The organism is Sorangium sp. So ce426 (assembly GCF_051475585.1).
GTDB classification, from domain to species: domain Bacteria; phylum Myxococcota_A; class Polyangia; order Polyangiales; family Polyangiaceae; genus Sorangium; species Sorangium cellulosum_B.
The window spans coordinates 11,849,889-11,876,022 of record NZ_CP150341.1; the positions used below are offsets into that span (position 1 = coordinate 11,849,889).

Here is a 26,134-nt window from a genome sequence, read left to right on the forward strand (position 1 = left end):
GCGCGCCGCGGGGTGCCGCAAGGAGCAAAAGATTCTAGAGGCGAAGCCGCTGACGTGCACGCGCGGCGGGTGCGATGACCGTGCGATGACCGACTCGGCGCGTTGCTCCCCCCACATAACAGAGAGCTCTTGCAGGATCGGCCGGCGCGCCGACGCGTTCGACGCCGCGCGCCGCCATGGCGGCGCCAGGGGCGCGGCGGCCGCTCCCCCCTGAAATTCCGCGGGAATGCGCGCGGCCCAGGTGTTGCGGGGCGGTGGGGCCGTGATCGATCCCGTCCTGCTCTTCGGCCTGGCGCTCGCCGCGGGCGCGCCGCTCGCCCTCTCTCCGCTGGCCACGGCGCTCGGCGCCGCGCTCGCCGCGGCGGCGCTCCGCCGCCGGGCCGGCCGCGCCGCGCTCGCCGCCGCCGGGGTGGCGCTCGTCGTGAGCGGCCTCCGCGCCCGCGCGCTGCTCGACGGCGCGGGCGCCGCCTACGATGGCGCCCTCGCGCAGCTGCAGCCGCCGGCGCGCTGCGAGGTGGCGTGCGCCGTCGTCGGCTCGCCGGTCGTCGTCGGGGCGGCGCAGCGGCGCTCCGCCGGGGCGCGCGGCGCGGACGACGAGCCGCCGGCCTCGCGCATCGACGTGGAGCTCTCCGGCGGGACGTGCGGCGGGCGAGCGCTGCAGGGGCCGCTCCGGGCGCGCCTCTACGGCGCGCCGATGGACCTCGCCCGGGGCGACCGCCTCGAGGTCACCGTGGACCTCGCGCCGATCCACCTGTTCCGGAACGAGGGGCTCCGGAACGCGACCGCCGCGATCGCGCGGAGCGGGATCGTCGCGAGCGGGACGATCGTCGAGGCGCGGCGGACGTCGGAGGGCCGCGCGATCGACGTGCGCGCGGCCGTCGATCGCGCGCGCGCCTTCGTGCGCGGGCGCATCGAGGCGACGTTCCACCCCGACGCGGTGGCGCTCGGGCGCGCGCTCGTGCTCGGCGAGACCGACCTCGCGCCCGAGGACCAGGAGGCGTTCCGCGAGAGCGGCCTCGCGCACCTGCTCGCGGTCTCGGGGACGCACCTCGTGCTCGCGGTGGCGGGCTTCGCGGCGGCGCTCCGCGCGATCCTCGTCCGCGTCGGGCCGATCGCCGCCCGGTGGGACGCGGGCCGGATCACCGCGGCGCTGTGCGTGCCGGCCGCGTGGCTGTACGCCGACTTCGCCGGCGGCGGCGGCTCGGCGATGCGCGCCGCGGCGATGCTCAGCTGCGCGATGGGCGCCCGCCTCTTCGGCCTCCGTCCGGTGGGCGTCCGCTGCTTCGCCCTGTCGCTCGCGGGCGCCGCCGCCGTGGATCCGCTCGTCGCGTGGGATCTCTCGTTCGGCCTGTCCGCGGCCGCCACCGCCGGGCTGCTCTGGCTGCAGCGTCCGCTCGCCGCGCTGCTCGTGCCCGGGGAGGGGATGCGCGGCGTCGAGCAGGGGCGCGGCGCCGAGGGCGGGCCGGGCGGGTCGTCGGCGCGGGAGCTCGCGCGCAAGGTCCTCGCGCCGCTCGCGACGACGCTCGCGGCCATGTTCGGGTGCGCGCCGCTGCTGCTCATGAACGGCGAGACGTTCCCCCTGCTCGGCGTGGCCGCGAACGTTGTCGCCGCGCCGATCGGCGAGCTGGCGGCGCTCCCGTTCTGCCTCGCGCACGCCGTGCTCTCGTGGGCGCCGCCGGTCGAGCGCGGGTGCGCGCTCGTCGGGTCGGGCGCGCTGCTCGCGGTCCGCGCCGTGGCCCGCGCCTCGGCGGAGACCGGCGTGGTGCTGCGCCTGCCCGAGCCGTCGCCCGCCCAGCTGGCCGCGCTCGCCGCCGCGATCGCGCTCGCGTGGGCCGCGGAGCGCCGCGGCCGCCGGCTCGCCGCGCTCGCCGCCGGCGCCGCCGCGTGGCTGCTGCTCGAGGGCGTCGCCACGCGCGCGGGCGCGCCCCGCGGCGTGCTGCGCGTCAACGTCCTCGACGTGGGGCAGGGCGACGCCATCCTGATCGACCTGCCCGAGGGCGGCGCGATGCTCGTCGACGCGGGCGGCTTCGTGGGCAGCCCCGTCGACACGGGCGCGCGCGTGCTCCGGCCGCTCCTGCGGTCGCGCCGCCGCGCGCGCCTCGACGCGGTCGTCCTCTCGCACCCGCACCCCGATCATTTCGGCGGCCTGCCGGCCACGGTGGAGGGCGTCGAGGTCGGCGAGCTCTGGGACACCGGCCAGGGCGAGGCCGAGGGCGCGGGCCCGGTCTACCGGAAGCTCCTGTCGGACCTGCGCCGGCGCGGCGTGCCCATCGTGCGGCCCGACGCGCTCTGCGGCAGGCCGCGGATCCTCTCGGGGGCGACGATCGAGGTGCTCGCGCCGTGCCCGGAGCTCCACCCCGACCGGGGCGCCAACGACAACTCGTTCGTCGTGCGCATCACCTACGGGGCTCGATCCGCGCTGCTCGTGGGCGACGCGGAGCACGAGGCCGAGGACGCGCTCGTGGCGCGCTACGGCGCCGCGCTCCGCGCCGATCTGCTCAAGGTGGGGCACCACGGCAGCCGGACGTCGACCGGCGCGGCGCTCCTCGCGGCCGTCGACCCCTCGATCGCCGCCGTCTCCTGCGGCGTCCGCAACCGCTTCGGGCACCCGAGCCCGGAGGTGCTCTCCCGCCTCTCGGCGCGCGGCGTCGCGATCGCGCGCACGGACCGCGGCGGCGCCCTGACCTGGGAGACCGACGGCGAGCGCGTCCTCTGGTCCCGCCCGGGCGAGCCGCCGCGCCCGGCCCCCGCTCCCCGCGACGGGAGGACCGCCCCCGGACACGTCCCGGAGAACGGTGGGCCGTGAGCTGGAAAAAATCGCCGCTCCGGGCGGCTGTCAGCTGGCCTCCCCATCCTTGCGCCTGGACGTCCCCTGAGGGACGCTGGGTCGATGTCTCGAAGCGCGATGACGACCACGATCCGCCGCCGCCTGGCGGGCGAGATCGGTCGTATCGACAAGCAGGCGCCCTTCCGCGTCGCGCTGTCTTACCCCTCGCCGTACCGGGCCGGAATGAGCTCGCTCGGCTTCCTCCAGATCTACAAGACCATCCAGGCCGAGCCCGGGATGGCGTGCGAGCGGGCCTTCCTGCCGGACGACGAGGGCCAGGGCGCGGGCGGCCCCCCGATCACGTACGAGGGGCTCCGCCCCATCTCCGATTTCCCTGTCATCGCGCTCTCGGTGGCCTACGAGCTCGAGCTCGCCGGGGTCGTCCGCCTGCTCGAGCTGGCGGGGATGCCGGCGCTCCGGGAGGAGCGCTCCTTTCGCGATCCGTTCGTCCTCGCGGGCGGTCCGCTCACGTTCTCGAACCCGCTGCCGCTCGCGGTGTTCGCCGACGCGATCATCATGGGCGAGGCCGACACCCTGGCCGTGGAGGCGCTCCGCGTGCTGCGGGACGCCCCGTCGCGGGAGGCGGCGCTCGACGCGCTGGCGGCCCTCCCCCACGTCTTCGTCCCCGCGCGCCACGGCGCGGAGATGCCCCCGGTCGCGCAGTGCGACAACGCGCTCCTCCCCGCCTGGTCGCCGATCCGCGCCGAGGAGACCGAGCTCTCGAACATGTTCCTCATCGAGGCGGAGCGGGGCTGCTCGCGCGGGTGCACCTACTGCGTGATGCGCCGCTCGACCAACGGCGGCATGCGCATCGTCCCGAAGGAGCGCCTCCTCGAGCTCATCCCCGAGGACGCGAGGCGCGTCGGCCTCGTCGGCGCTGCGGTCAGCGATCATCCGAAGATCGTCGAGGTCGTCCGGACGCTCGCCGAGCGGGGCTGCGAGGTCGGGCTGAGCAGCCTCCGGCCGGACCGGCTGACCGACGAGTTCGTCGGCGCGCTGCGGCTCGCGGGCTACAAGACGCTCACGACGGCGATGGACGGCACGAGCGAGCGGGTCCGCGAGACGCTCGAGCGGCGCGCCCGGCCCAGGCACCTCCAGCGGGCCGCGGAGCTCGCGCGGCAGCACGGGATGAATCGGCTCAAGCTGTACCTGATGGTCGGCGTCCCCGGCGAGACCGACGCCGACGTCGACGAGTGCGTCGCCTTCGTCGCGGAGCTGTCGCGGATCGTGCCCGTCGCGCTCGGGATCGCGCCGTTCTGCCCGAAGCGCAACACGCCGCTCCACGGCGCGCGCTTCGCCGGGATCGACGTCGTGAACAAGCGGCTCGACCGGCTCCGCCGCGGGCTGCGGGGCCGCGCGGACGTGCGGGCCACGAGCGCGCGCTGGGCGTGGGTCGAGGCGGTGCTCGCCGCGGGCGGCGAGGCCGAGGGGCACGCCGTGCTGCAGGCCGTGCACGCGGGCGGCTCGTTCCGGGACTACGAGCGCGCGTTCGAGAAGATCAAGCGGCCGGAGCCGCCGCGCCGCCAGAGCCTGCCGCTGCTCGCGGCGGGGTGAGCGGGGCGGCAGCCCGGCCCGGAGGGTGCCACGTGACGATGAAGACGCTGACCCTCTTCACGCGCGAGCGCTGCCACCTCTGCGAGGTGGCTCACGCCGCGCTCGAGCGTGTGCGCGCCCGGCTGCCGTTCGAGCTCGCCGTCGTCGACCTCGATCGGGAGGCCGGCCCGGAGAAGCGAGCGCTGTACGACTGGGAGGTCCCCGTGGTCGAGCTCGATGGGCGGAAGATCATGAAGTACCGCGTCGACGAGCGGCGGCTCGAGCGGCTGCTCTCCGGCCCGGAGTGAAGCACCGCGTCGAAGAGCGGGGGCGGGGCGTTTCGGCCCGCTTTCGCCCTGCGCCGCGCTACGCTATGCGAACCCCCGTGAAGTGGACGACCCTCGTGCAGCTCGCCTTCATCCTCGTCGCTGCCGTCGCCGTCTACGGCTTCGTGCACGCCGCGCAGAATGACCAGCGCACCACCGGCTGCGAGGCCATCTGCGCCCTGCGCCCCGCGTACGCCGGCCGCAACCGGCTCGCGCCGGACTTCGAGCTGCCGGACATGAACGGCAAGCCCGTCCGGCTGTCGTCGTTCCGGGGCAAGACGGTCTTCCTGAACTTCTGGACGAAGACCTGCGCTCCGTGTCTGCAGGAGATGCCGGCGCTCGCGGAGCTCGGCCGGATCGCCCAGTCGCGGAAGGACATCGTCGTCCTCACGATCTCGACCGACGAGGGTCCGGACGACGTGCGCGACGCGCTCAAGGTGGCCCTGAACGGAGACCCGCCGTTCCCTGTCCTCTTCGACCCGGAGTCCAAGGTCGTGATGGACCAGTACGGCACGCAGCTCTACCCGGAGACGTGGATCATCGACCCGAACGGGATCATCCGGGCCCGCTTCGACGGCGCGCGGGACTGGTCGAGCAGCCTGGCCATCGAGGTGGGCGAGATGGTCTCGCGCTGGGGCAGCTGCCCGGCCGATATCTACAAGAGCAAGCCGCGCGCCGGGTCCGTCGACGTCTGCGCCGACGACTCCTGAGCGGGCTCCTTGCCGTGAGGGCGGTGGGAGCGCTTAGGATCTACCCATGAAGCTCGAAGCCGCCAACGTGCTCGCGTTCGAGGCGGGCAGAGCCCTCCTCGGCGCGGCGCGGCCGCTCGACGTGGAGATCGAGGGGGTGACGATCCACGTCACCCCGCAGCGCGAGCCGCCGATCGCGTGGCCCGCGCTTCCCTACGGGAAGCCGATCCCTGGCCTCGATGAGCAGCGCCACGGCCCGTGGCCCTCGGCGGTGCGGCTCGACTGCTCGTGGAAGGGCGGACACGTCGCGCTCGTCGCCCGCTGGAGCACGTGGCGCGCCAAGCCGCGCTATTACGGGCAGCTCGCGCTCGAGGTCGCGACCGCGCCACGCAACCGCCAGATCGTCTGGAGCACGGTCACCCAGCGCATCCTCGACGTCTCGCCCGAGGGCGAGGACGCGATGCTCGAGGACGCGGTGATCCCGGTGAGCCTCGCCCTCTTCGATCGCGAGAAGGGCGACGAGAAGCGTGCGTACCTGCGCTACCAGATCGAGCTCGCCCGCAAGCTCGGGCTCCCGTTCATGGGTGCGGCCACGGCGACGCTCTTCCGGGTGCCGCAGGGTTTCTCGGGCGCGCTCGACCCCGACGCCTTCGCCCGCGTCGTGCGCGCGGCGCTCGTGAAGCTGCCCTTCGTCACGCGCGGGGAGGACAGCGACGTCGAGGGCGAGCCGTACGTGGATATCCGGCGCGCGCTCGCGCCCTCGAGGCGACCCGTGCCGGAGAAGAGCGAGGGCGTCGTCGAGGCCGCGGCGGGCGAGCCCCCGCCCGATCTCGCCGGGCAGGACAGCACGCTCTTCGACGAGCTCGGCGTCTTCCGGTTCGGCCCTTTCGAGGAGTTCCGCTGGACCGATCTCGGCCGGATCAACGTGGTCATCGGCCGCAATGACACCGGCAAGAGCACGCTCCTCAAGCTGGCATATGTGCTCGCCAGGAGCGTGCAGGACTACACGCGGCGGATGGACGCCGACCGGCCCTCCCTGGGGGAGGTCCTTGCCGAGAAGCTCATGTGGACGTTCCAGCCCGCGAGCGCGCACCTCGGCGACCTCGTGAAGAAGCGCAGCCCCGGGGACGCCGTCTTCGGCGCCACGCTGTGCAACGCGGTGTACTCCGCGCTCCTCTCGGCGTCGGACGCACGGTCGCTCCGCATGGACGACGAGGGCGGCCCGCAGCTGAACCTGCGCGCTCTGTTCATCCCCCCGAAGGAGATCCTCACGTCGGTCGACGCCATCACGTCGCTCCACGAGCAGGACAAGCGCTTCGGCTTCGACGACACGTACTACGACCTCGCGGTCGCGCTCCGCGGCGAGGTGATGCAGGAAGATCTCCCGGACAGCCTGCGCCGCGTGCTCATCTCCCTCCGCGAACTGTTCTCGGGCGAGATCGTCCGCGAGAGCGGGAGGTTCGTGTTCCGCCGGGGCGACGATCAGTTCTGGATGTCCCAGGTCGCCGAGGGCATCAAGAAGATCGGCCTCTTCGCGAGGCTCATCCAGAACGGCGAGCTCCGGCGGAACACCGTGCTGTTCATCGACGAGCCCGAGACCAACCTGCACCCCGCGGCGGCCCGCGCGCTGGTGCGCATGCTCCACGACGTGTCGCTCGCGGGCGTCCAGATCTTCATGGCGACGCACAGCTACTTCATCCTGAAGCAGCTCGAGCTCGTGGCCAGGCAGCACAAGGCGGACGTGCGCCTCTGCGCCCTCACGAACCGCGAGGGCCACGTGAGCGGGAGCTTTCATGATCTCTCCGAGGGCATGCCACCCAACGAGATCGTCCAGGAAGAGCTCTCGATGGGTGATGAGGACGTCGACCTCGCGATGGCGGGTTGACGCTCATGGCGGAAGAGTCGGGCTTCGCGTTCACCCCGCCCGACGTGGCGTGGTTCCGCTTCGAGGACCTCCCCACCTACCGGCGACTCTCGGGCGCGGGCGTCGCGGAGATGGACTTCACGTACTGGGATCCCGACCGCGGCCGTGTCGTCCTCCTCGAGATCAAGGACTACACCGGGCGCGACGCACCCGGCCACCTCGCCGATCGCCTGATCGCCAAGGGGCGGGACTCTCTGGTCATGCTCCAGAGCGCGTGGCGCGGGGGCGACACAGAAATCGGCGCCACCCTCGCCAGGGAGCTCCCCGAGCGGTTGCGCGTCCGCTCGCGCGTGCGGCTCATCTTCGTGCTCAAGGTCGATGCCGCCACGCGGATGAAGCCGATCAGCACGATGAAGGACCATATCGCCTGCTCGATCCGGGCGTACGCGGAGCTCCTCGGCCTGACGTGCGACACCGTGGTCATGAACCAGGACAAAGCCTCCGCGCTCGGCTTGCCCCTCCGCGTCTCGCCCCCTCCGCGGTAGTGGCGCGACGCGCCGATTCACGCGGGCGCCGGTGCTGGATGGGAGAGTGGTTGAGGGGCGACGAGGCGCAGCGGCCCAGGTAAACGCGCCGCCCCGCGCATCGGAGCGCAGAAGACCGCGCGGGAGGCGCGGACCGGCAGATGCGAGGTTACCGGCAGCCCGCGGAAGTATACGTCTTCCCGGCCGGACAGCAGAAGAGCATGGATCCCTTGCAGTCCTGTGTGCAGGCGCCTGCGCCCGCGACGCGGTTCCATCCGCAGGAACGGCCGCCTGGGCAATAGGGCAGGCAGGAACTGCCCACGGAGCCGTAGCCCGAGGGACAGCAGTGCGCGACCTGGTTCCCGCTTTGACACTCGCTGGAGCCGGACCAGTCCGACAGGGAGCAGCAGAGCCCGGGGCCGCAGGCCGTCAGCGCCTCGGACGCCTCCTCCACCTCTTCGGTGACGGCCTCGCTCGATAGGCTCTCGTCCGTCACCACGTCGGGCGGATACGCCATGCACCCCATGAAATAAGCCGACAACATGACGCAGAGTCCAGCAATGAAACGTCGCATGATGTCCTCCTGAAATGGGTCGAGGTGCCTCGCGCGACGATGACCTCGCGCGCTGTCCACGATGGTTCGTTCGCCGCTGTCCTCGGTCGTCTGACAAGGTTCGTTGGTTTTCTTTCGTCGCTTCTTGGGGCGGTCCAAGGCGGGCTCCTCTCCCCGGCTCGCCGGCGCGGTGCTCCGCAAGGCAGCGGCCGCGCCCGGGTATCTCCGCCCCGAGAGCCGCCCCCACCCCCGGCGCCAGCACCCGATCGCCGCCGTCCCCGAACGGCGATCCGCCGTTCCTGGTCCTGTTCGACCCCGACGCCAGGTCGTGCTGGACACGTACGGCACGTAGCTCTCCCAGGAGACGTGGATCCTCGATCCGGACGGCATCCTCCGGGCCCGCTTCGACGGCGCGCGGGACGGGTCGAGCAGCCTGGCGCTCGAGGTGGGCGAGATGATCGCGCGCTGGCCGCTTGGCGCACCCGCGAAAGATCGTTATGTGAGTCACCCACCATGACCGCCCGGAGGCCGACGTCGCCGACAGCGCACCCGCCGCAGCCGCCCGCAACCGGCGAGGGGGGAGACGGGAGCGCCTCGGACGAGCGGGTCGCGGCGGCGCGGCAGGCGCTGCTCGAGGGGGTCGGCGCCGAGATCGCCGCGTCGTTCCCCGGCATCACCCGGCTGGGTGGGCAGGTCGTGGCGGCGCTCTACCTGGCGGACGAGCCGCGCTCGATGGACGAGCTCAGCCAGGAGCTCGGCCGCTCCAAGAGCAACATCTTCGCCAACCTGCGCGGCCTCGAGGCGGCCGGGATCATCGAGCGCCGGCGGGAGTCGGGCGCGCGGCACGACTCGTTCGCGCTGCGCGGCAAGTACCCCGACGTGATCGTCGGCGCGTACCTCGGCCGCCTGCGCCGCGTGGTGCAGGACAAGCGCGCCCTCGCGCGGCGCGCGCTCTCGCTGCTCGGCGACGCGCAGGGCGCGGAGGCCGACGCGATGCGCTCGCGGCTCGACGACCTGTCGCGCAAGTACGACCTGTTCGCCGACCTGATGGAGCAGCTCCTGCCGTCGATCGACGGCCCGGTCGATCTGGAGCGGCTCATCGCGCAGGTGCCCGAGGCGATGGTCCGCTCCCTGAACGCGGCGGCCCGCGTCGCCTGGGCGGCGGGCGACGCGATCAGCCGCCTGAGCGGCCGAGCGGGGCGCAAGAAGTAGCGGCGGCCGGCGTCACCCGCGCGGCGGGCAGTCCCGCATCTCGATGAGGATGCCGGTCGACGTCTCGATCCGGTGCATCAGGTTCACCTCCCGCGTCACCGGGGAGGGCGTGATCGGGTTGGGCGCGGCGCCCACGATCATCGGCCGGTCGGGGTCGCCGTCGACGAAGACCATCAGCACCTCGATGCCGGGCTTGAGCGGGAAGTGGATCCCGTAGTTCGGCCCGGCGTGCGGCTGGATCATCCGCACGAGCCGCGAGGGGAAGGCGCGCGACGCGGGATCCCCCGCGTCGAAGTGGAACCGCACCCGGTAGCGCCCCTGCTCGTCGATCGGCGAGACCTCGCCGATCTCGCCGTCCGGGAGCGGCTCGACCAGCGCCGACACCACCCCGTGGATCTTCGGCCGCGGCGCCGTCCGCGGCGGGCGGTAGGCCTGCGCGGCGCGCACAAGGCGCGCGCGGTTGACGTACTCCTGCTCGCCGCCGGCCCCGCCCTCGACGGCCACCGGCTGCACCGCGCGGTGCTCGACCTCGACGGCCAGGAGCCGCTCGCCGTCGAGCCGCGGGTGGCCCTCGAGCGCGAAGACGGCCCCCGGGATCAGCCGGAGCTCGTCGCTCTGGCACTCGAAATAGCGGCTCGACGAGGCTCGCTCCTCCGCGCGGATCCGCGCCAGCTGCTGGCCCTCCTCCGGCGTCTTGTGGTGGGCGCCGTACTCGACGACGCCGCCCCCGAGGCCCGCCGGCGACTCGTGCGCCGCCGTCATGTCGAGCCTTGGCGTCCGGTAGTTGTACTCCTGCATGACGTACGTCGCGGGGAAGGCCCTGGCCTGCTCCCTGAGCTCGAACATGTCGCGCCGCTCGCCCCGCGGCCGGAACACCACCGCGTCGCCCCCCGGCAGCGGCTGGAAGCCCGTCGGCTCGTCGGTGAACACCATCACGTCGCGGCCCGACTCGTGCTCGAAGAAGAACGAGATCCCGAGGTGCTCGGCGAGCCGCGAGATGAAGGCCAGATCCGTCTCCTTGTACTGGACGATCATCTCCCGCTGGGGGTGATCGCGGTAGAGGCGCATCACCACGTCCTCGGGCCCGAGCCCCACCATCGCGAGCTTGTGCTGGATGAGCTCTGGCACGCTGATGTCGAGGAAGACCTGCTGGAGCTCCACAAGCGTCGCGCGGAACGCCCGCGGCGCGAGCCGGAGCCGGTAGGAGCGGAAGGCGGTCTCCGTCTCGTGCCGGTCCTCCACCTCGGCGATCATGCCGTGTACGGTCCGCTCGTCCGCGCCCTCGACCTCGAACACGAGCGACGCCGCCGCCCCCAGCACCTGTTCGATCGAGAGCTCGGCGCCGTCGCTGCACACGACGTCGATGTCGTACGAGAAGAGCTGGCCGATGGCCTCTCTGCCGTGCACCCCGCGCACCCGGAGGAGGTCGCAGGAGAAATCGCTGGAGTCGAGCCGCAGGATCGGCGCCCGCCGTGCCCGGTCCCGGAGCGCGGCCTTCGCCTCTTGAAGCGCTTCCATCGGCGCCGCGCGCGCCGGGCGCGGCGCCGATTCCGATGCGCCGGTCTCGCGGAACGGCACGTGAGCAGGCGCCTCTGGGCCGCCCTGGGACGGCGGGAGCTCCCGCGGCCCTCCGGCGGTCGCCCGCAGCGGCGATGGCGGCACATCGCGAGGCCCTCCGGCGGTCGCCCGCAGCGGCGATGGCGGCACATCGCGCGGCCCTCCGGCGGTCGCTCGCACCGGCGCCTCGAGGATCTCTCGGTCGTCCGGAGACGGCGCAGGCGGGGGATCGTCCACCGGCTCGTCCGCCTCCTCCGGGCGCTCGGCGCAGGCCGCGCGCGCGATCGGCTCGCTGCACGGGGGCCCTGCGTCCGGGGCCTCGCGGATGCGCGCGGGGGCGGACGCCGTGGCCATCGTCACGGCGCTGGGCGCGCGGTGCGCCGTCGCGCCCGCGGGCTCACCGCACGGCGGGGCGGCGGGTAGGGACGGCTCGCTGCACCTCAGGGGTTCCGTCGGCTCTCGGTTCATCGTCGCGCCTCCTCCGCGGCTCGCCTGGTACTGTACCCGACGCGGAGGCACGCATGGGTACGCGCGAGGGTGAGGGGTTCAACGGGAAATACCTCCTCATCGAGGTCCCGAATTTCAACGACGCGGCGTCCGAGGCCGAGGCGATGGGCTCGTACCTGCGCCTCGGCGCGGTCAAGGACCCGAGCCTCGCCGGAAGCCCGGGCGCGCCGAGGGCGACCGGCGAGGACCTCGCCGCCCGGGTCACCTCGTTCATCGACGACACCCGCAAGCGCGACGGCTGCCCCGATTTCCTCCCCGAGGCCGAGCGGCAGGCGGAGACCGCGAAGCTCCACACCAAGGGCGGCTGGCGCGATCACTCCGACGGCAACCGCATCACCACCACGCGCGGCGACAAGGTCGAGGTCATCAAGGGCAATTACCGCATGCTCGTCCTCGGCCGGCAGGAGGACACCGCCGGCTGGGACGTCTCCGGGGGCCATATCCAGGACGCCACCGATCTCTGGACCGCCGCCACCACCATCGAATGGGTCCAGAACTACAACGGCACCTGGAAGGTCACCGAGAAGACCGAGAAGGGCGACGTCGACACCACCTATCACGGCGACACGTTCGATCGCTTTTACGGCAACAAGCAAACCAGCATCACCGGCTCCGAGGCCCCCACGGCAGAGCGACCGAACCCCACCTGCCTGAGCTCCACCTGGGCGCAGCGGATCGAGTCGTACACAGGCTCGGCGGCCTGCCCTGTGCCGCAGATCCTCGACGAGACATGGGCCGACCAGATCGCCAGCAAGACGACGGCGACCGCGATCAGCGACGAGACGACCGCGCAGACCATCTCCAGCACCACGAGCGCCACGTCGATCAGCGACGAGACCACCGCCAGCACCGTGTCCAGCACGACGACCGCCTCGCTCGTGTCGGATACCACCATCGGCGAGGTCCAGTCGGTGACCATCGGCAATACGAGCGACGTCACCATCGGCAATGCGGCGTCGATCACCGTCGGCGCCACCGAGGAGATCACGATCGGCGGCCTGGTCGAGCTGACGATCGCGGCCATGCTCGAGGTCTCGCTCACGGCGGGGGTCTCGATCAACATGGGCCCCAAGGCCGAGCTCAACCTGACCAACCGGCAGGAGCTCTCCCAGTTCCGCACCAACGTGAAGAACATCTGCGCGAGCGTCTCGTCGGCCGAGTCGGTGAGCACCGGGGCGTACAACCTGATGTCCGGCGTCATCAACCTGTTCTGATGCGGACCAAAAACCTCACGCCCTTCCCCTTCGGCGCCAAGGTCTGCTCGCGCAGGCCGCCGCAGCCCGAGGTGGTCCTCGTCGTCCGCGGCCGGTTCTCGCTCCGCCTCGGCGAGCCGCTCGCGCCGCTGGAAGGGCAGCTCGCGCAGGGGGCGCTGACCGCCGAGACCTTCGAGGGGGGCGACGGCGAGCGCGACGGCGAATGCACGTACCCCGGCGATTTCGCCGACTGGAAGCCGGCCGCGGATCTCCTGCTCCGCGGCGCCTGCCGCCCGCCCCCCGGCGAGCCGCAGCGCGAGCACCCCGTGGGGTTCGCGGTCGGGAGCTGGTCGAAATCGCTGCTCGTTCCGGCGCCGCGCGACGGCCGCCAGGTGCCCGCGCCCTTCGGGCCGATCCACCCGGACTCGCCCGAGCACCGCCGGATGCTCGGCAAGGAGTACGGCCCCTCGTACCGGAAGGCCCGCGCCCCCTGGTACGCCGAGGACTTCGACTGGGCCTATTTCCAGGCCGCCCCGCCGGATCAGCGCCTCGCCGGCCACCTGCGCGGCGACGAGGAGGTCACGCTGCTGAACCTCCACCCCGCCGCGCAGACCGCCTCCTTCCGCCTGCCGGGCCTCCGGATCCGCGCGGTCGTCGAGGACGCCCAGGGCCGCGTGCAGGACGCCCGCATGAGCCTCGACACCCTCTTCGTCGAGCCGGACGCGGGCCTCGTGACGCTGACCTGGCGCGGCCACGCCGAGGTGGCCGAGGACGATCTCGCCGACGTGCGCGCCGTCGTCATCGCCGCCGAGCCGCTCTCGGCTGCGCCGCTGCCGCTCGACGAGTACCGGGAGAAGCTCGCCCAGCTCGCCCGCGATCCGCGCGGCCTCGAGGATCTCCCGCCGGAGGTGCGCGACGCCTACGATCTCGTCCGCGACGGCGCGCCGCGGCCGCCGAGCGCCGCCGCGGACGAGGCGGATCCTGTGTCGAAGCTCCTCGCCGAGCGGCTCGGCGGCCTGCACGCGCCGGAGCAGGACCGCGTGCGGCAGCTCGTCGCGAAGCTCCGGGCCCTGCGCACCCCCGAGGGCGTCGACCTCGAGCGAACCGTCGCGCAGGCGCTCGCGCGGCTCCCGGCGCAGCGGCAGGCCGCGTACCTCCCGGCCGTGCCCGCGGGCACGCCGCGCGTCCCCATGGGCGGCGCGCTCGACGCGCTCGTCGCGCGCATCGAGGAGCTCCGGCGGGACGCGGCCGCGCGCGGGACGGCGCTCGAGGGCGTCGAGCGCCTCGACGCGCTGCTCCGCGACGCCCGCCTCCGCGAGATCGTCCCCGGCTACCGGCTCCCCGGCGAGGCCGCGGCGCCGCCGCCCGAGCCCGGCCCCGGCGCCGACCTCTCGGGGCGCGACCTCTCCGGGCAGGACCTCTCGGGCCGCGACCTCTCCGGGGCGAAGCTCTCGGGCGCGCTCCTCTCGGGCGCGGACCTCTCGGGGGCGAACCTCTCGAACGCGGATCTCTCGCGGGCCGTGCTGTTCGAGGCGAACCTCGAGGGCGCCGCGCTCCCGGGCGCCGACCTCTCCCAGGCGAACCTCACCGGCGCGCGCGCCGCGGGCGCCGATCTGCGCGGCGCGACGCTCGACCAGGCCATCTTCACCCGCGCCGATCTCGCCCGCGCCCGCCTGGCGAGGGCGCGGGGGCGCGGCGCGCTGCTCGACGAGGCCGACCTCCGCGAGATCGACGGGGAGGAGCTCCACCTCGACGGCGCCGTCCTCCAGGGGGCGAAGCTCGATCGCGCCTGCTTGCGGGGCGCGTCGCTCGTCGGGTGCATGTGCGCCGGATCCTCCGCGACAGAGGCGGATCTCACGGGCGCGTCCCTGCCGCGCACGAGCTTCGCCGACGCCGATCTCGAGCGCGCGACGCTCGTGGAAGCGCGCGGCGAGGGCGCGGCGCTGCTCCGGGCGAAGCTCGACGGCGCCGATCTCCGGTATGCGTCCCTCCCGCGGGCGCACCTCTCGTGGGCCTCGGCCCGGGGCGCGCGCTTCGCGTGCGCGGTCCTTCGCGGGAGCCGCTTCTACCGCGCCTCGCTCGAGCGCGCCGACCTCGCGCAGGCCGATCTCTTCGGCGCCGATCTCTGCAAGGCGCGCCTCGACGGCGCCTCCTTCGCCGGGGCCAGCCTGTACGGCGCCCGCCTCGAGGGCGCGAGCGCCGCCGGCTGCGATTTCAAGGGGGCGAACCTGCGGCGCTCCAGCCTGGAGGGCGCGTGAAGAGCGTCGAGGAGCTGCTCGACCGCCTCCGCGCCGGCGCGCCGCTCCGCGGCGCCCGCCTCGACGGCCTCGACCTCTCGGGCCGGGATCTCACGAACCTCGATCTCGCCCGCGTCAAGCTCCTCCGCACCAGCCTGCGCGGCGCGCGGCTCGCGGGCAGCGCGCTCCCGGGCGCGCACCTCGTCGAGTGCGATCTGCGCGACGCGGATCTCGCGGGCTGCGTGCTGGACGGCGCGCTCGTGCTCGGCTCGAACCTCGAGGGCGCGCGCCTCGCCGGCGCGACGCTCACCCGCGCGAAGCTCTCGTACCAGCGCCTCGCCCGCGCCGATCTCTCCGGCGCGACGATCGTCGAGGTCGAGGCGGTGGGCTCGGACTGGTCCGGCGCCCGGCTCGCCGGCGCGACGCTCTCGGGCTCGCGCCTCGACCTCGCGAACCTCGAGGGCGCGGATCTCACCGAGGCCCGCGTCGCGCGCGCCTCGTTCACCCGCGCGAACCTCCGAGGCGCGCGCCTCGCCCGCGCCCGCGTCGAGGCCTGCGCCTTCGTGGGGGCCGATCTCGGCGGCGCGGACCTCGACGGCGCGGAGCTCGATCGCGCGGTCTTCCTCAAGGCGGACCTGCGCGGCGCCCGCTTCCCGAAGCGCATGCACGGCGTGGTCCTCGACGAGGCAAAGCTCGGCCGGCCCGAGCTCGCGGGCAAGGACCTCGCCGGGGCCGACCTCACGGGCGCGGATCTCTCCGGCCTCGACCTCGCGGGCGCGGATCTCTCCCTCTGCTCGCTGCGCGGCGCCGACCTGCGCGGCGCGAGCCTCCGCGGCGCCCGCCTCGAGCGCTCGATCCTCTCGGACTGCGATCTCACCGGCGCGGACCTCCGGGGCGCGAGCCTCCTCGGCTGCGACCTCTCGCGCTCGATCCTCCGCGGCGTGGACCTCTCGGGCCGCGATCTCGAGTCGGTGATCCTCATCGAGGCCGATCTCGAGGGCGCCGATCTCACGGCCGCGCGCCTCGTCCGCTGCATCCTCGACAGGGCGCGGCTCTGCCGCGCGGACCTGACGCGCGCGGTGCTCCAGCAGGCGCTCCTCCGCGGGGCCGCGCTGGAGGGCGCCGTGCTCGGCAAGACGATCTTCGATCGCGTCGATTTCACCGGCGTGGATCTGCGCGCCGTCTCCTTCGCCGGCCTCACGGTGCACCGCTGCGCCTTCATGGAGGCGAACCTCGAGCGGATGAGCCTCCGCGACTGCGATTTCATGGGCAGCGATTTCTCGAAGGCGAACCTGCGCGGCGCCGATCTCGAGGGATCCATCCTGACGCAGGCCAGGCTCCGCGAGGCCGCGCTGGACGGCGCGAGCCTGCCGCATGTCGTGGCGAAGGCCGCCTATTTCGGCGGCGCCTCGCTGCGCGGGGCGAAGCTCTCGCGGGCGATGCTCCGGTACGCCACGTTCACCCGGGCGGACCTCGCCGACGCGAACCTCGCCGCCGCGGATCTCCGGGACGCCATGCTCGATCATGCCGAGGCCCGCGGCGCGCTCTTCCTCTCGGCGCGCCTCGAGCGCGCCAACCTGTCGCACGCGCGGGTCGAGGAGGCCGACTTCAGCGAGGCCGATCTCGGCGGCGCCAACCTGCACGCCCTCCACGACAAGGGCGCGCGCTTCTCCGGCGCGAGGCTGCTCGGCGCGCGCCGGACGGACGTCGAACGGCTGGAAGCGGAGGCATTCGCGCCCCCGCGGCCGCCGCGATAAGAGCGGAAGGAGCGAACGGAATGCTGCCTGCGAGCAACAACGGCGCCGGGATGAGCATCGGGTTTCCGGACGTGTGCCTGACGCCGGTGGGGCCGGTGGTTGTGCCGATTCCGTACCCGAACTTCGCGCTCAACGCGATGGCGGTGAATTTCTCGGTGAAGGTGAAGGTGTCGATGATGAACGCGCTGCACCTCGGCACGACCATCCCGATGACCTTCGGGATGGAGCCCGGGGTGGCGCACCCGCTCTACATGGACGTCGGCGCCTACGTGGCGGGCAATCCCAAGGTGATCATCGAGGGGCTGCCGGCGATCAACCTCACCTGTCCCACGACCGGGAACGCCGGGAACAACGCGGTGGGCGCGGTGCTCGTGCCGAGCGCGGTGAACGTGTTCTACACGTGCGCGGCGGCGCCGGAGGAGGTGCTCCCCGGCGCGGGGAACGTGGAGCACGCGCTGTTGAGCGATGGAATCGGGGTGATCCGGATCCGGGTGTTCTCGCTGGACGTGCCGGCGCTCGTGTACCGGGCGATGCGGGCGCTCGAGGCGGAGGGGATGCGCGAGCTGGTCATCGATTTACGGGACAACCCCGGAGGAGAGCTGCGGGCGTTCGTGGAGCTCGCGGGGGATTTCCTGCCGGCGGGGAGCGTCGTGGCGACGGTGACGGACGGCGACGGGGACGAGGTGGTCTATCGCTCGCGACAGGAGGAGCCGTATTCGGTGCCTGTGACGATCCTGGTGAACCGCGGGACGGCCTCGGCGGCGGAGCTGTTCGCGGGGTGCCTCAAGGCGCACGGGCGGGTGGCCATCGCGGGGGAGAGGACGTACGGTAAGGGGGTGGGGCAGGCGCTCTGCGCGGGCGAGGGCGGCGCGCGGATGGCGGCGGCGGTGCGGGTGACGTTGCCGGGCGGCGTGGAGGTGCAGGGGGTGGGCGTGGGACCGGAGCGCGATGTGGGGACCGCGGGAGGGGGTCGTGGGGCGTAAGAAGACCTCGAGGCCGCTCGGCAGGACGACGTCCGATTGGGGAAAGGCTTCCACCACGACGCTCTCGACCCCCAAGCGCAAGGGCCCTCCGGTGGAGAAAGCGAACCCGAGCAGGACGCAAGCATCCCAGGACTTCATTCAGGCGAAGCTGATCAAGGTCTGCGAATGGGTCCGACAGCAACGGGAGGGGGAGGGCGACCCCGATAAGGCGACGGACGCGTGGTACAAGAGCGTCAAACTCAACGGCCTGTGCGGGGGATGGGTCGAGATCCACAAACGCGATCCGGTGTGGATCGAGGACCTGTGGCGGGCCATCGCGTCGTGGACCCCTCCGGACGGCGACCCGGGGGACCTCCTGGAGCACCTCAACGACCACATGTCCTCTGAGATCGCGTGGTGCAAATCCGGCCGCGGCGCGCAGGAGCTCGTGCTCCTGTTGAAGACAGCCTACCAGATGATGGACGAGCTCGAGCCCAACGCCAACTATGGCCCGGTGCCGGATTCGGTGCAGACGACGGGCCAGCTGGGCGAGGCCCCTCGGGGCGGCAGCTCCAGCAACATCACCGTGAGCAAGGACTACGCGGGCCGCGAGGTGGTCGAGCAGATCCAGAAGATGATCGGCGAGAAGAACACCCGCTGCATCGTGCACATCGAGACCGACGCTCACCACATGAGCGTGCGGATCGAGCGGACCGCGCGAAGCCTGGTCCTGACGGTCGTCGAGACGGAGAATACAGGGGTCGTGTCCTGCTCGTCCTGGGACGAGGTCATGAGGGTCCTGCAGGGGGGCATCTACCTGGACAAAGATAATAATGAGGACCAGCAGGTGAGCATCAAGATCTTCCGGCCTGCGGAGTGAGAAAGGCCGGTCGCACGCTCACATGACACTGCACATGGCGCACTGCCGATCGGGATGATCGCCCGCATCCGCGTCGTGCGTGGCCGTCCCCCCGATCTCGAGGGCCGGCGCGGGCTTCGGCGACTTCGTGACCGAGATCTTCTCGAACACGACGATGCCGTCGATCCAGGGCTCTTGGTCAGGCGGCCTCGTACCGGCGCCCTCCTTCGTCACGGTGTCGATCTCCTTCCCCTTGCGCTTCCATTTCCGCATCTTCTCTTTCCATCGCTCCGGGAAGTCACGCGCCTTGCAGGCGATGTTCGCCCAGGGGTCGATGATGACGGCCTCGCCCCAGTCGTCGAAGTCGCCCGGGTATCCCCCGTTCTCGTCGGCCTCCGGCGGGTTCAGGACGACGAAGGCGTGATCTCCGCTCGTGAAGTCGCCGTTATCCGCGGTGGGCAGCCGCTTGCCGAGGCGCACCATGTCCACCTTCGCGCCGTGGGCTTCCTCCGGACGGGAGAGGAGCCATATCGCCAACGCGGAGAGCTCCAGGCAATTGCCGACCTTCGCCTGCCCGACCCGAGCTCCAAAGGCGCGTATCTGGTCCATGCTCATGTGCAGCGGCGACGTGCCCTGCTTGGCAGTTGAGTACGCCATCTGCCGTCCGCTGACCCAGGCCGCATAAGAGAGCTCTTGCTGACGTACCTTGTCCCTCTCGTCTTTTCGCTTGTTGATGGACTTGTAGGGCCACCACGTCAGCCCCTGGATGGGCGGAGCGGTCATCTCGGCGATCGTCCTGCGCGCCTCTCCGGCGATACGCTCCGCCAGATCGAGCAGAGCGTCACGCTGCCTGGGGCCGAGGTCGAGCATCTCGATCCCGAGCCCGGCTTCGCTGCTGTTCGACGAGGCATGGTACGCCTCGACCGTCTTACTCCTTGCCAGATCCAGCACGGAGCTCGGCTTGTCGGGGTTCTGCGGCTCGGGCTCGCTGTCTTCGTCCTTCGTCCCGCCGATCTCCTTCGCAGCGAGGGCGTCGGCCTGCGTCTGGGTCGATTGCGAGTTGCGGAGGGTCGCCGCGCCGCCCTCCTTCTGGATCGCGGCGCCCGTCCCCAGCTTGTTCCCGTCCTGGCTCAGGCGCCTGACCCTTTTCATGCGCGTCCTCCCTTCCCTGCTACCCGAGGCGGATCTCCTTCCCGTTGATCGTCATCGTCTCCTCGGTCAGCACCGTCGCGCTCTTCGCCTTCGTCGTCGCGGACCCGTCCACCACCGTGTGGCTCTCGCGCGCGTGCAGGCTGAACAGGTCCGTCACGCGCTGGACGAGCGACGCCGCCTTCTGCACCAGCGACCCCGCGAACACCCGCACCTTGTCGCCGTGGAGGTCCACCTCCGGCCCTCGGAGCTCCACGCCCCGGTCCCCGGATAGCCGCAGCGCCCCGCCCGCGGCCCGGACGTCGACGTCGCCCTGGAGCTCCAGCGTCACCTTGCCGGTCCCGTGCAGGACGCCGATGACATAGAGGCGCGCGCCCCGGCCGATCACGAGGAGCACGTCGCCCACCGCGGGCGTATAGGGCAGCGCCAGCGCCATCGTCGCCTCGCTGCTCTCGCCGTCCGGCAGCTCGACCACCACGGCCTGCCCGCGGGCTTCCAGCACGTGCGCCGGCCCCAGGTACTCCTCGACGCGCGCGGGTGTGGCGCGCTCCCGAACCGCGGCTCGCTCCGACATGGTGGGTCCCTCCATCCTTGCTCCGCCTCAGTCCTTGCGGAAGCGCTTGTACAGGCTGCCAAGGAGATTGGGCCGCTCTTGCTTCGGCGCGGACGGCGCGGGGGCCGGCGCGCGCGGCTCGGGCGAACGCTCGATCTGCGGATCGCGCGTCGGAGCGGGCAGCGGCTCGGAGGCGCGCGCGGGCGTGGGCATGGCGACCGGCGCAGGCGCGGCGGCCTGCGTTGGCGCAGGTGCAGGCGTGGCGATCTCCACGGGCGCAGGCGCAGGCGCGAAGTCTTGCGCGGATGATGGTGCCGTCAGCGCGGGCGATGGTGCCGTCAGCGCGGATGATGGTGCCGTCAGCGCGGGCGATGGTGCCGTCAGCGCGGGCGATGGTGCCGTCAGCGCGGGCGCAGGCGTCGCATCCGGCTCGCTCAGATCGACCGTCCCTTCCAGCGGCGACGCGATCGCCGGGATCGCCGCCGCGCCGCCCGCCGCCCACGGCGCGCTCGGGCGCTCGCCGCCCTCCCGCTCGCCGCGCACCCCCGCGGGCGCGATCGGAAACGGCGCGCTCACCGCGTCGTCCTGGCCCGGGCCCCGGACCCTCACGCTGGGCAGCGGCGCTGCCTGCGCCTCGCGCGGCCTCCGCTCGCTCCCCGCCGGCGGCAGCGTGTCATCGAGCGGGAACGTGCCCTCGAGCGGGTGCGCCCCCTCGCGCGCCGGCTCTCGCCCCGTCGCGACGCCCGCGACGCTCACCGGCGCATCCACGACGTCGCCCTCGCCGAGCCGCACCGTGGAGCTCCAGTCCGTCCGCTTCGCGCTCTCCCCCGCCGCCGCGCTCTCCCCCGCCGCCGCGCCCGCCGCGCCCACGGGCGCCTCGCTGAGGTCCGGCCACGGCACCGGCTCGTCCCCGACCTCCACGCCCACCGCGGCGCGCAGCGCCGAGAGCACCTCCTCCGAGGCCACCTGGAAGCTACCGCGGAAGACCACCGCGCAGCGCTCGGCGTCGGGCTGCACGATCAGCGTGTCGCCCACGAGCGGCAGCCACCGCGCCGCGCCGTTCGGCAGGAGGATCGTCGCGAGCGCCCGCAGCGCCGGCAGCCGCGTCGCCAGCGCCGGGTGGTGCTGGCTCAGGCCCTCCAGCACGATCTCCTCGCCGCCGAGCACCCGATCGAACCGCTGATCCGCCGGCGCGGACTGGAAGTACGACCAGTCGAAATCGTCCGGGATCGACGCGATCCCCTCCAGCTCGGCGCGCGCGAGCCCGCGCAGCAGCCGCGCCCGGCTCGGCACGATCGGCGGGATCGGCCCGAGGCCGACCGGCGCGCGCCCCCCGCCCGGCGGCAGCAGGTTGGGCAGCGCGCCGCCGCCGCCCGCGCGCTCGTCGGCGCCGACGCCGAGCGGGTTCTCCGGCTCCCCGGGGCCGCCATACGCGCGCTGGTACTCGATCGGCATCTTCACGAACGGCTCGGGCAGCGCGCCCGCCGCCGCGCCGCCCGCCCGATCGCCCACGACCTCGAGGCGCTTGTCCACCAGCGCCGCGTCCTCGCGCAGGATCGCGAGCCGCACCGCCACCCGCCGGACCGGCGCCCCGCCCGGCGCCCACGCGTGCCCGGTGAGCACCACCTCGGCGCGCGCCAGCCAGGGCGCGAGATCGCTCGCCGCGAGCAGCGGCTTCATCGGGTTGCCCCGGGCGTAGACCTCGCTCCGGACGATCTCCAGCGGCTCGATCCGCCGCGCCTCGCCGCCGGGCACCAGCGCGAAGGTCGCCTTGGCGACGAGGGTCACGTGGAGCTGGCCGCGGCTGCGCCACAGCGTCGCGCCCGCGGCGACCGGTCCGGCGCGGAAGACGTCGAGGGGCCAGCGAGCGGTGGTCATGGGCGAGGGCGCCGCGCCCGCGGGCCAGCGTCAGTTCGTGTTGAGCTCGACGCGCAGGAGCTTGCGGCCGATGAAGAGGTAGTCGCCGTGGGCGAGCTCGCGCTCGCTCTTGATGCGCACGTAGGTGCCGTTGCGGCTGTTGAGATCGGTCAGCGTGAACTTGCCGTTGTGCTCCTCGAGGCGGCAGTGCGAGCCCGACATGTACAGGTCGACGGGGAAGTTCAGGTCGCCGCCCTCGCGCCCGATCTGCAGCGAGGTGCCGCGCGCGCAGACGGTCATGCCGACCGCGCCGCCCTGGAGCACCTGCGTCAGGCGGAACGGGCTCGGGTGCTTCGGCGAGGAGTAGAAGAACGTCCCGTCCGGATCCTGGCCGTCGGAGGCGCGCGGCGTCGGATCGAGCCGGAAGAGCTGCTCGCCCGCGAGGAACGTGTCGCCCGGCGTGATGTCGATGGTGCCGCGCACGCGGATGTACACGCCGTTCAGCGAGCCCTCGTCGCGCACCACCAGCTTGCCGTCGCGGTAGAAGAAGTTCGCGTGCTTCGGCGAGACGAACGGGTCGTCCGGGAAGACGAGCTGCCCGTTGCGGCCGACGATGTGCTGCTCCGCCTTGAGGTGGAACGAGAGGCCGTCCATGCCCTCGCCGCGGATGAGGATCAGCTTCGCCTTCGCCGGGTTCTGCATGTCCCCGAAGAACAGCGTCTGCGCGTTGAGGATCTCGGGCGGGACCGCCGTTCCGCACCTCCCACAGAACTTGTGGCCCGAGGGGACACCGCTCGAGCAGGAACGGCAGACGTAGTTACGGGCTTGCTCCATCAGCTCCTCCTGGGAGAGTTCGGCGAATTCGCTCTTGGACGAGGTGGTCTTGGGGCCCCGGCCCTGACCGCGCGCGCTCGTCGGGTCGAGCCGGGCGCTCGCGCTGCCGGCCGCGGGCGTCGGGGAGCGCCGGGCCGGCGTGGTCGTCGAGCTCGCCCGGCGCGTCGTGAACAGGGCCAAGTCGTTCGCGCACTCAGGGCAACGCGCGGTGCCCATCGGGCTCCACAGGTCGCACTGGCCACAGACGATGCCAATCTCGTTCTGCTCGGTGTGCAAACGTCTCCTCGGTGCATTGGAGGACCGCGGATCGCGGTTCTCCGACCCGCGCCAGTGGAAGGCCGCCGTGGCGGACCTCCGACCGATGAAGCGAGCCAGGACGGCGAACCCGGGCCGCTGCTCGCGCGGGGTCCCCGACCCGGGTGGAGAGAAACACGGTTCTAGACGTCGATGAGCGGAGGGGTCAAGCTCGAGGTGACGCTGGCGGGGGCGACACGGCCGGCCCTGCTCAGCGCACGAAGGTGAAGCGGCGCCGGTCGTCGCTCCAGCCGGCGCCGCCCCAGAGCCGGAAGACGATCCGCTGGTTGCACGCGGCGCGCGGCTGCAGGCCGAAGTCGCGCGAGTCGTCGTGGTAGCTCCGGTTGTCGCTCAGCAGGAAGACCGTGTCGGGCCGGACCTCGACGTGGTGGCGGCGCTCGAGCGGGGGCTTGCGCCCCGTCGCCCGGGCGTGGAGGCCGGGGCCCATCATCACCATGTCGCACGAGAGCTGCACCGGGTTGCCCGTGGCCGGGTCGGGGATGCTCACCTTGGGCTCGGCGCACGCCGTCTCGGCGTCGTAGCGCCGCCCGTTCACGACGAGGACGGTGTGGTCGACGTCGACCGTATCGCCCGGCAAGCCCGCGATCCGGCCGACGATGTGGCTGCCGGGCGCCTCGGGATCCGGGCACCGCACCAGCTCGCCGAAGCCGGGCGTGCCCCGCGTCAGCACGACGACCACGTCGCCCGGGGCGATGCTCGGCGCGAGCGCGGCGCCGAGCATCGGGTCGTTCGGCACCTTCCAGACGTCGAGGACGAGCGCGCGGAGCACCAGGCCGAGCAACAGCAGGGTCCCCACGATCCAGAGCAGCCCGTTGAACAGCTTCCGCATGCGGCAGCGCAGCCTAGCGCAGCTCCGGCCGCGGGCGGCGGGCAAGCGAAGCTCGCCGACGCCGCCGCGCCGTCAACGCAGGCACCCCCGGTACGGCGGCAGCTCGCTCGGGCTCGCGCCCGCCGCGATCTCGCGGGCGGCGGAGAAGAGCTCGGGCCACACGTCGAGGCGGCTGAAATACGAGGTCCCGGTCGTGCGCTCGTCGCCGTCCATCACGCTCGACGAGATGACGCCGACGACGTCGCCCCCCCGATCGCTGCGCGCCGGCCCCCCCGAGTCGCCGGGGCAGATCGAGGCGGTCGCGACGAAGTGCCCCGGGCTCACGGCGTCGATCGTGCCGCCCAGCCGCGGCGCGAGGTGGATCGGATCGCGCGAGAGCGCGCAGCGGCCGAAGCCGTAGGGCGTCACCTGCTCCTTCGAGGACGGCTCGGCCTCGATCCGCGGCGGGAGGGTCGGGATCCCGATGAGGCGCCGCGACAGCACGAGGATGGCGATGTCGCCCTCGCCCGACGTGTACCCGCAGTCCGGCGACACCACCGCGCGGACCTTCACGTCGCCCCACGGCAGGTGGTCGCCCCCGAGCTCGATCGAGATCGCCTCGGCATCCTGATCGCGGCGCAGCGTCCTGCCGTTGTCGTCCCGCGCCGCGACGCAGTGGTGCGCGGTGAGCACCAGGTCCTCGGTGATGAGCGTCCCCGTGCACGTCACGTCGGTGACGATCCGGACGATCGCGTCCTCGTTCGTCGCCAGCTCGAACGGCGGCCGGAGCTCGAACGGGCGCTGCTCCATGCCCGGCTTCGCCGCGGGGATCGGCAGCCCCGCGTTGGTGATCGGCCGCGCACAGCCCGCGGCGGCGGTGAGGGCGAGCGCGGCCGCCACGGCGGCGCCGCGTCGGTACAACCCTGTCCATGCGGTCGCCAGGGCGCCCAGCGTGCGAGCTTGCGGCTGTTCCACCTGAGGGAGACCCTCCCAAGCGCAACCGGTTGTTCTCTCGGACAGCGCCCCCGGTACGAACGCGCCGAGCAATGCCAAAGACTACGCCATAAGACGGTGACCGTCATTCGACAACGACAGGGTTTCCAAGCTTGGATACGGCCTCGACGATCGCGGCTCGCGGCTCGCTGTCTCGCTGTCTCGCTGTCTCGCCGTCTCGCGCGTCTCGCCGCATCGTTTGTAGTTGCTCTGTACATTTATGCCTGCGCTTCCGCTGGCGCGTGCGTCGATGTTCTCCGCGCCGCGCTAGCGCAGCGCGACGAGGCGCACCTGGCTCGCGCTGCGCGCGTAGGCGTCGAGCGCGGCGCGGGCGGCGGCCGCGTCGACCTGCGGATCCTCGACGCCCGCGGCGACGAGCTGCTCGAGGAAGGCGCGGTGGTGCTCGGACTTCGCCGCGAGCCACGCGGGGCAGGCGCCGGCCGCGCAGGCCGCCGACGCCTGCTCGGACGCGGCGAGGGCGTCCCGGACGCGGCCTCGGCGGAGGAGCGCCCGCGCCGAGAGGAGCGCCGCCTCCGGGAGCGCGCGCACCTCGCCGGGCGCCGCGTCGAGGGCCGAGGAGGCGAGCCCTGGCTGATCGCGCTCCAGGTAGGCCGTGGCGAGCGCGGTGACGCTGGCCGGCGTCCTGCCCTCGGCGTAGCGGGCCTCGAGCGCCGCGAGCTCGTCGGCCCCCGCCGCGGCGCGCGACGGCAGGAGCTGCGACGCCCGGACGCTCGGCCCGAGCCCGATCGTCCAGACGACCCCCGCGAGAACCAAGCCGTTCGCGACGAACAACCCGAAGCGCATCACCCGACCTCCAGGAACCGGCAGCGACCCCCGGCCGTCGGCGGCGGCCGGCGGTGACGGGCAGTCGCGCGCGGTGACATGCGGTAAACCCGAGCGACAGCGGGGCGGCGCGAAGGTTCCCGCGAAGCGCGAGCGGCGCGCCATCGTGGCTGGCCGGGTGGCTGGCGCACCTACAGGGCGGCCGACGCCTGTGGAGCACTCATCCCATCCTGCCGGAATGA

General features: G+C 73.0%; 21 protein-coding genes. 12 read left to right on the plus strand and 9 right to left on the minus strand.

All coding sequences use genetic code 11. The annotated features are described in order from the left end of the window. Positions 1-262: 262 nt before the first annotated feature. The 6 genes from WMF44_RS44505 to WMF44_RS44530 all read left to right on the plus strand — a co-directional run bounded on the left by WMF44_RS44505 (position 263) and on the right by WMF44_RS44530 (position 7,784). On the plus strand, positions 263-2,806 hold the full coding sequence (locus WMF44_RS44505; RefSeq protein ID WP_437296110.1) for a DNA internalization-related competence protein ComEC/Rec2: 2,544 nt from the start codon (positions 263-265) through the stop codon (positions 2,804-2,806). A 99-nt stretch (positions 2,807-2,905) separates the two neighbouring features. Then, a complete protein-coding gene (locus tag WMF44_RS44510; protein WP_437296111.1) occupies positions 2,906-4,381 on the plus strand; it encodes a B12-binding domain-containing radical SAM protein in 1,476 nt (491 codons plus the stop codon). Positions 4,382-4,419: 38 nt separating this feature from the next. Next, the gene (locus WMF44_RS44515) at positions 4,420-4,668 is read left to right on the plus strand and encodes a glutaredoxin family protein (protein ID WP_437301678.1); all 249 of its coding nucleotides are present in this window, start codon (positions 4,420-4,422) and stop codon (positions 4,666-4,668) included. 77 nt (positions 4,669-4,745) lie between these two features. Next, complete coding sequence (locus WMF44_RS44520) at positions 4,746-5,396, plus strand: TlpA family protein disulfide reductase (RefSeq protein ID WP_437296112.1); 651 nt, start codon at positions 4,746-4,748, stop codon at positions 5,394-5,396. 46 nt (positions 5,397-5,442) lie between these two features. Further along, positions 5,443-7,260 carry an AAA family ATPase gene (locus WMF44_RS44525; RefSeq protein WP_437296113.1) on the plus strand — a complete coding sequence of 606 codons (1,818 nt, stop codon included), beginning with the start codon at positions 5,443-5,445 and terminating at the stop codon, positions 7,258-7,260. Between the two features lie 5 nt (positions 7,261-7,265). Continuing rightward, positions 7,266-7,784: a hypothetical protein gene (locus WMF44_RS44530; protein ID WP_437296114.1), complete on the plus strand. Its 519-nt coding sequence runs from the start codon at positions 7,266-7,268 to the stop codon at positions 7,782-7,784. A gap of 148 nt (positions 7,785-7,932) precedes the next feature. On the opposite strand, the gene WMF44_RS44535 is transcribed toward WMF44_RS44530, so the two are convergent. Continuing rightward, positions 7,933-8,307 carry a hypothetical protein gene (locus WMF44_RS44535; RefSeq protein WP_437296115.1) on the minus strand — a complete coding sequence of 125 codons (375 nt, stop codon included), beginning with the start codon at positions 8,305-8,307 and terminating at the stop codon, positions 7,933-7,935. 522 nt (positions 8,308-8,829) lie between these two features. Between WMF44_RS44535 and WMF44_RS44540 the strand changes: the two genes are divergently transcribed. Next, on the plus strand, positions 8,830-9,528 hold the full coding sequence (locus tag WMF44_RS44540; protein ID WP_012240929.1) for a GbsR/MarR family transcriptional regulator: 699 nt from the start codon (positions 8,830-8,832) through the stop codon (positions 9,526-9,528). A 12-nt stretch (positions 9,529-9,540) separates the two neighbouring features. On the opposite strand, the gene tssI is transcribed toward WMF44_RS44540, so the two are convergent. Next, positions 9,541-11,553 carry a type VI secretion system tip protein TssI/VgrG gene (gene tssI, locus WMF44_RS44545; RefSeq protein ID WP_437296116.1) on the minus strand — a complete coding sequence of 671 codons (2,013 nt, stop codon included), beginning with the start codon at positions 11,551-11,553 and terminating at the stop codon, positions 9,541-9,543. Between the two features lie 53 nt (positions 11,554-11,606). Between tssI and WMF44_RS44550 the strand changes: the two genes are divergently transcribed. The 5 genes from WMF44_RS44550 to WMF44_RS44570 all read left to right on the plus strand — a co-directional run bounded on the left by WMF44_RS44550 (position 11,607) and on the right by WMF44_RS44570 (position 18,621). Beyond that, on the plus strand, positions 11,607-12,806 hold the full coding sequence (locus WMF44_RS44550; protein WP_437296117.1) for a hypothetical protein: 1,200 nt from the start codon (positions 11,607-11,609) through the stop codon (positions 12,804-12,806). Beyond that, positions 12,806-15,043 carry a pentapeptide repeat-containing protein gene (locus WMF44_RS44555; protein ID WP_437296118.1) on the plus strand — a complete coding sequence of 746 codons (2,238 nt, stop codon included), beginning with the start codon at positions 12,806-12,808 and terminating at the stop codon, positions 15,041-15,043. The genes WMF44_RS44550 and WMF44_RS44555 overlap by 1 nt, the downstream gene beginning before the upstream one ends. Beyond that, on the plus strand, positions 15,040-16,779 hold the full coding sequence (locus WMF44_RS44560; protein WP_437296119.1) for a pentapeptide repeat-containing protein: 1,740 nt from the start codon (positions 15,040-15,042) through the stop codon (positions 16,777-16,779). Before WMF44_RS44555 ends, WMF44_RS44560 begins: the two co-directional genes overlap by 4 nt. Positions 16,780-16,799: 20 nt before the next feature. Beyond that, entirely contained in the window at positions 16,800-17,762 is a 963-nt protein-coding gene (locus WMF44_RS44565) for a S41 family peptidase (protein WP_437296120.1), read from the plus strand. Between the two features lie 91 nt (positions 17,763-17,853). After that, positions 17,854-18,621, plus strand: a complete 768-nt coding sequence (locus WMF44_RS44570; RefSeq protein WP_437296121.1) for a hypothetical protein — start codon at positions 17,854-17,856, stop codon at positions 18,619-18,621. Between the two features lie 18 nt (positions 18,622-18,639). Here the strand turns inward: WMF44_RS44570 and WMF44_RS44575 are convergent, their stop codons facing one another. From WMF44_RS44575 to WMF44_RS44605, 7 genes are all read right to left on the minus strand, one after another. Beyond that, a complete protein-coding gene (locus WMF44_RS44575; protein ID WP_437296122.1) occupies positions 18,640-19,752 on the minus strand; it encodes a hypothetical protein in 1,113 nt (370 codons plus the stop codon). Between the two features lie 19 nt (positions 19,753-19,771). Next, positions 19,772-20,323: a DUF3540 domain-containing protein gene (locus WMF44_RS44580; RefSeq protein WP_437296123.1), complete on the minus strand. Its 552-nt coding sequence runs from the start codon at positions 20,321-20,323 to the stop codon at positions 19,772-19,774. Between the two features lie 27 nt (positions 20,324-20,350). Then, complete coding sequence (locus WMF44_RS44585; protein WP_437296124.1) at positions 20,351-22,180, minus strand: DUF2169 domain-containing protein; 1,830 nt, start codon at positions 22,178-22,180, stop codon at positions 20,351-20,353. A gap of 30 nt (positions 22,181-22,210) precedes the next feature. Continuing rightward, entirely contained in the window at positions 22,211-23,269 is a 1,059-nt protein-coding gene (locus tag WMF44_RS44590; protein ID WP_437296125.1) for an FHA domain-containing protein, read from the minus strand. 229 nt (positions 23,270-23,498) lie between these two features. After that, entirely contained in the window at positions 23,499-24,137 is a 639-nt protein-coding gene (gene lepB / locus WMF44_RS44595; RefSeq protein ID WP_437296126.1) for a signal peptidase I, read from the minus strand. 72 nt (positions 24,138-24,209) lie between these two features. Further along, complete coding sequence (locus WMF44_RS44600) at positions 24,210-25,037, minus strand: trypsin-like serine peptidase (protein ID WP_437296127.1); 828 nt, start codon at positions 25,035-25,037, stop codon at positions 24,210-24,212. 339 nt (positions 25,038-25,376) lie between these two features. Continuing rightward, entirely contained in the window at positions 25,377-25,913 is a 537-nt protein-coding gene (locus tag WMF44_RS44605; RefSeq protein WP_437296128.1) for a hypothetical protein, read from the minus strand. Between the last annotated feature and the right edge of the window lie 221 nt (positions 25,914-26,134).

Bases quoted from the DNA above. Each gene is read 5' to 3' on its own strand.
- WMF44_RS44510 (WP_437296111.1), top strand. From the start codon at position 2,906: ATGACGACCACGATCCGCCGCCGCCTGGCGGGCGAGATCGGTCGTATC.
- WMF44_RS44530 (WP_437296114.1), top strand. From the start codon at position 7,266: ATGGCGGAAGAGTCGGGCTTCGCGTTCACCCCGCCCGACGTGGCGTGG.
- WMF44_RS44535 (WP_437296115.1), bottom strand. From the start codon at position 8,307: ATGTTGTCGGCTTATTTCATGGGGTGCATGGCGTATCCGCCCGACGTG.
- WMF44_RS44515 (WP_437301678.1), top strand. From the start codon at position 4,420: ATGAAGACGCTGACCCTCTTCACGCGCGAGCGCTGCCACCTCTGCGAG.
- tssI (WP_437296116.1), bottom strand. From the start codon at position 11,553: ATGAACCGAGAGCCGACGGAACCCCTGAGGTGCAGCGAGCCGTCCCTA.
- WMF44_RS44575 (WP_437296122.1), bottom strand. From the start codon at position 19,752: ATGAAAAGGGTCAGGCGCCTGAGCCAGGACGGGAACAAGCTGGGGACG.
- WMF44_RS44550 (WP_437296117.1), top strand. From the start codon at position 11,607: ATGGGTACGCGCGAGGGTGAGGGGTTCAACGGGAAATACCTCCTCATC.
- WMF44_RS44540 (WP_012240929.1), top strand. From the start codon at position 8,830: ATGACCGCCCGGAGGCCGACGTCGCCGACAGCGCACCCGCCGCAGCCG.
- WMF44_RS44565 (WP_437296120.1), top strand. From the start codon at position 16,800: ATGCTGCCTGCGAGCAACAACGGCGCCGGGATGAGCATCGGGTTTCCG.
- lepB (WP_437296126.1), bottom strand. From the start codon at position 24,137: ATGCGGAAGCTGTTCAACGGGCTGCTCTGGATCGTGGGGACCCTGCTG.
- WMF44_RS44555 (WP_437296118.1), top strand. From the start codon at position 12,806: ATGCGGACCAAAAACCTCACGCCCTTCCCCTTCGGCGCCAAGGTCTGC.
- WMF44_RS44525 (WP_437296113.1), top strand. From the start codon at position 5,443: ATGAAGCTCGAAGCCGCCAACGTGCTCGCGTTCGAGGCGGGCAGAGCC.
- WMF44_RS44605 (WP_437296128.1), bottom strand. From the start codon at position 25,913: ATGCGCTTCGGGTTGTTCGTCGCGAACGGCTTGGTTCTCGCGGGGGTC.
- WMF44_RS44585 (WP_437296124.1), bottom strand. From the start codon at position 22,180: ATGACCACCGCTCGCTGGCCCCTCGACGTCTTCCGCGCCGGACCGGTC.
- WMF44_RS44580 (WP_437296123.1), bottom strand. From the start codon at position 20,323: ATGTCGGAGCGAGCCGCGGTTCGGGAGCGCGCCACACCCGCGCGCGTC.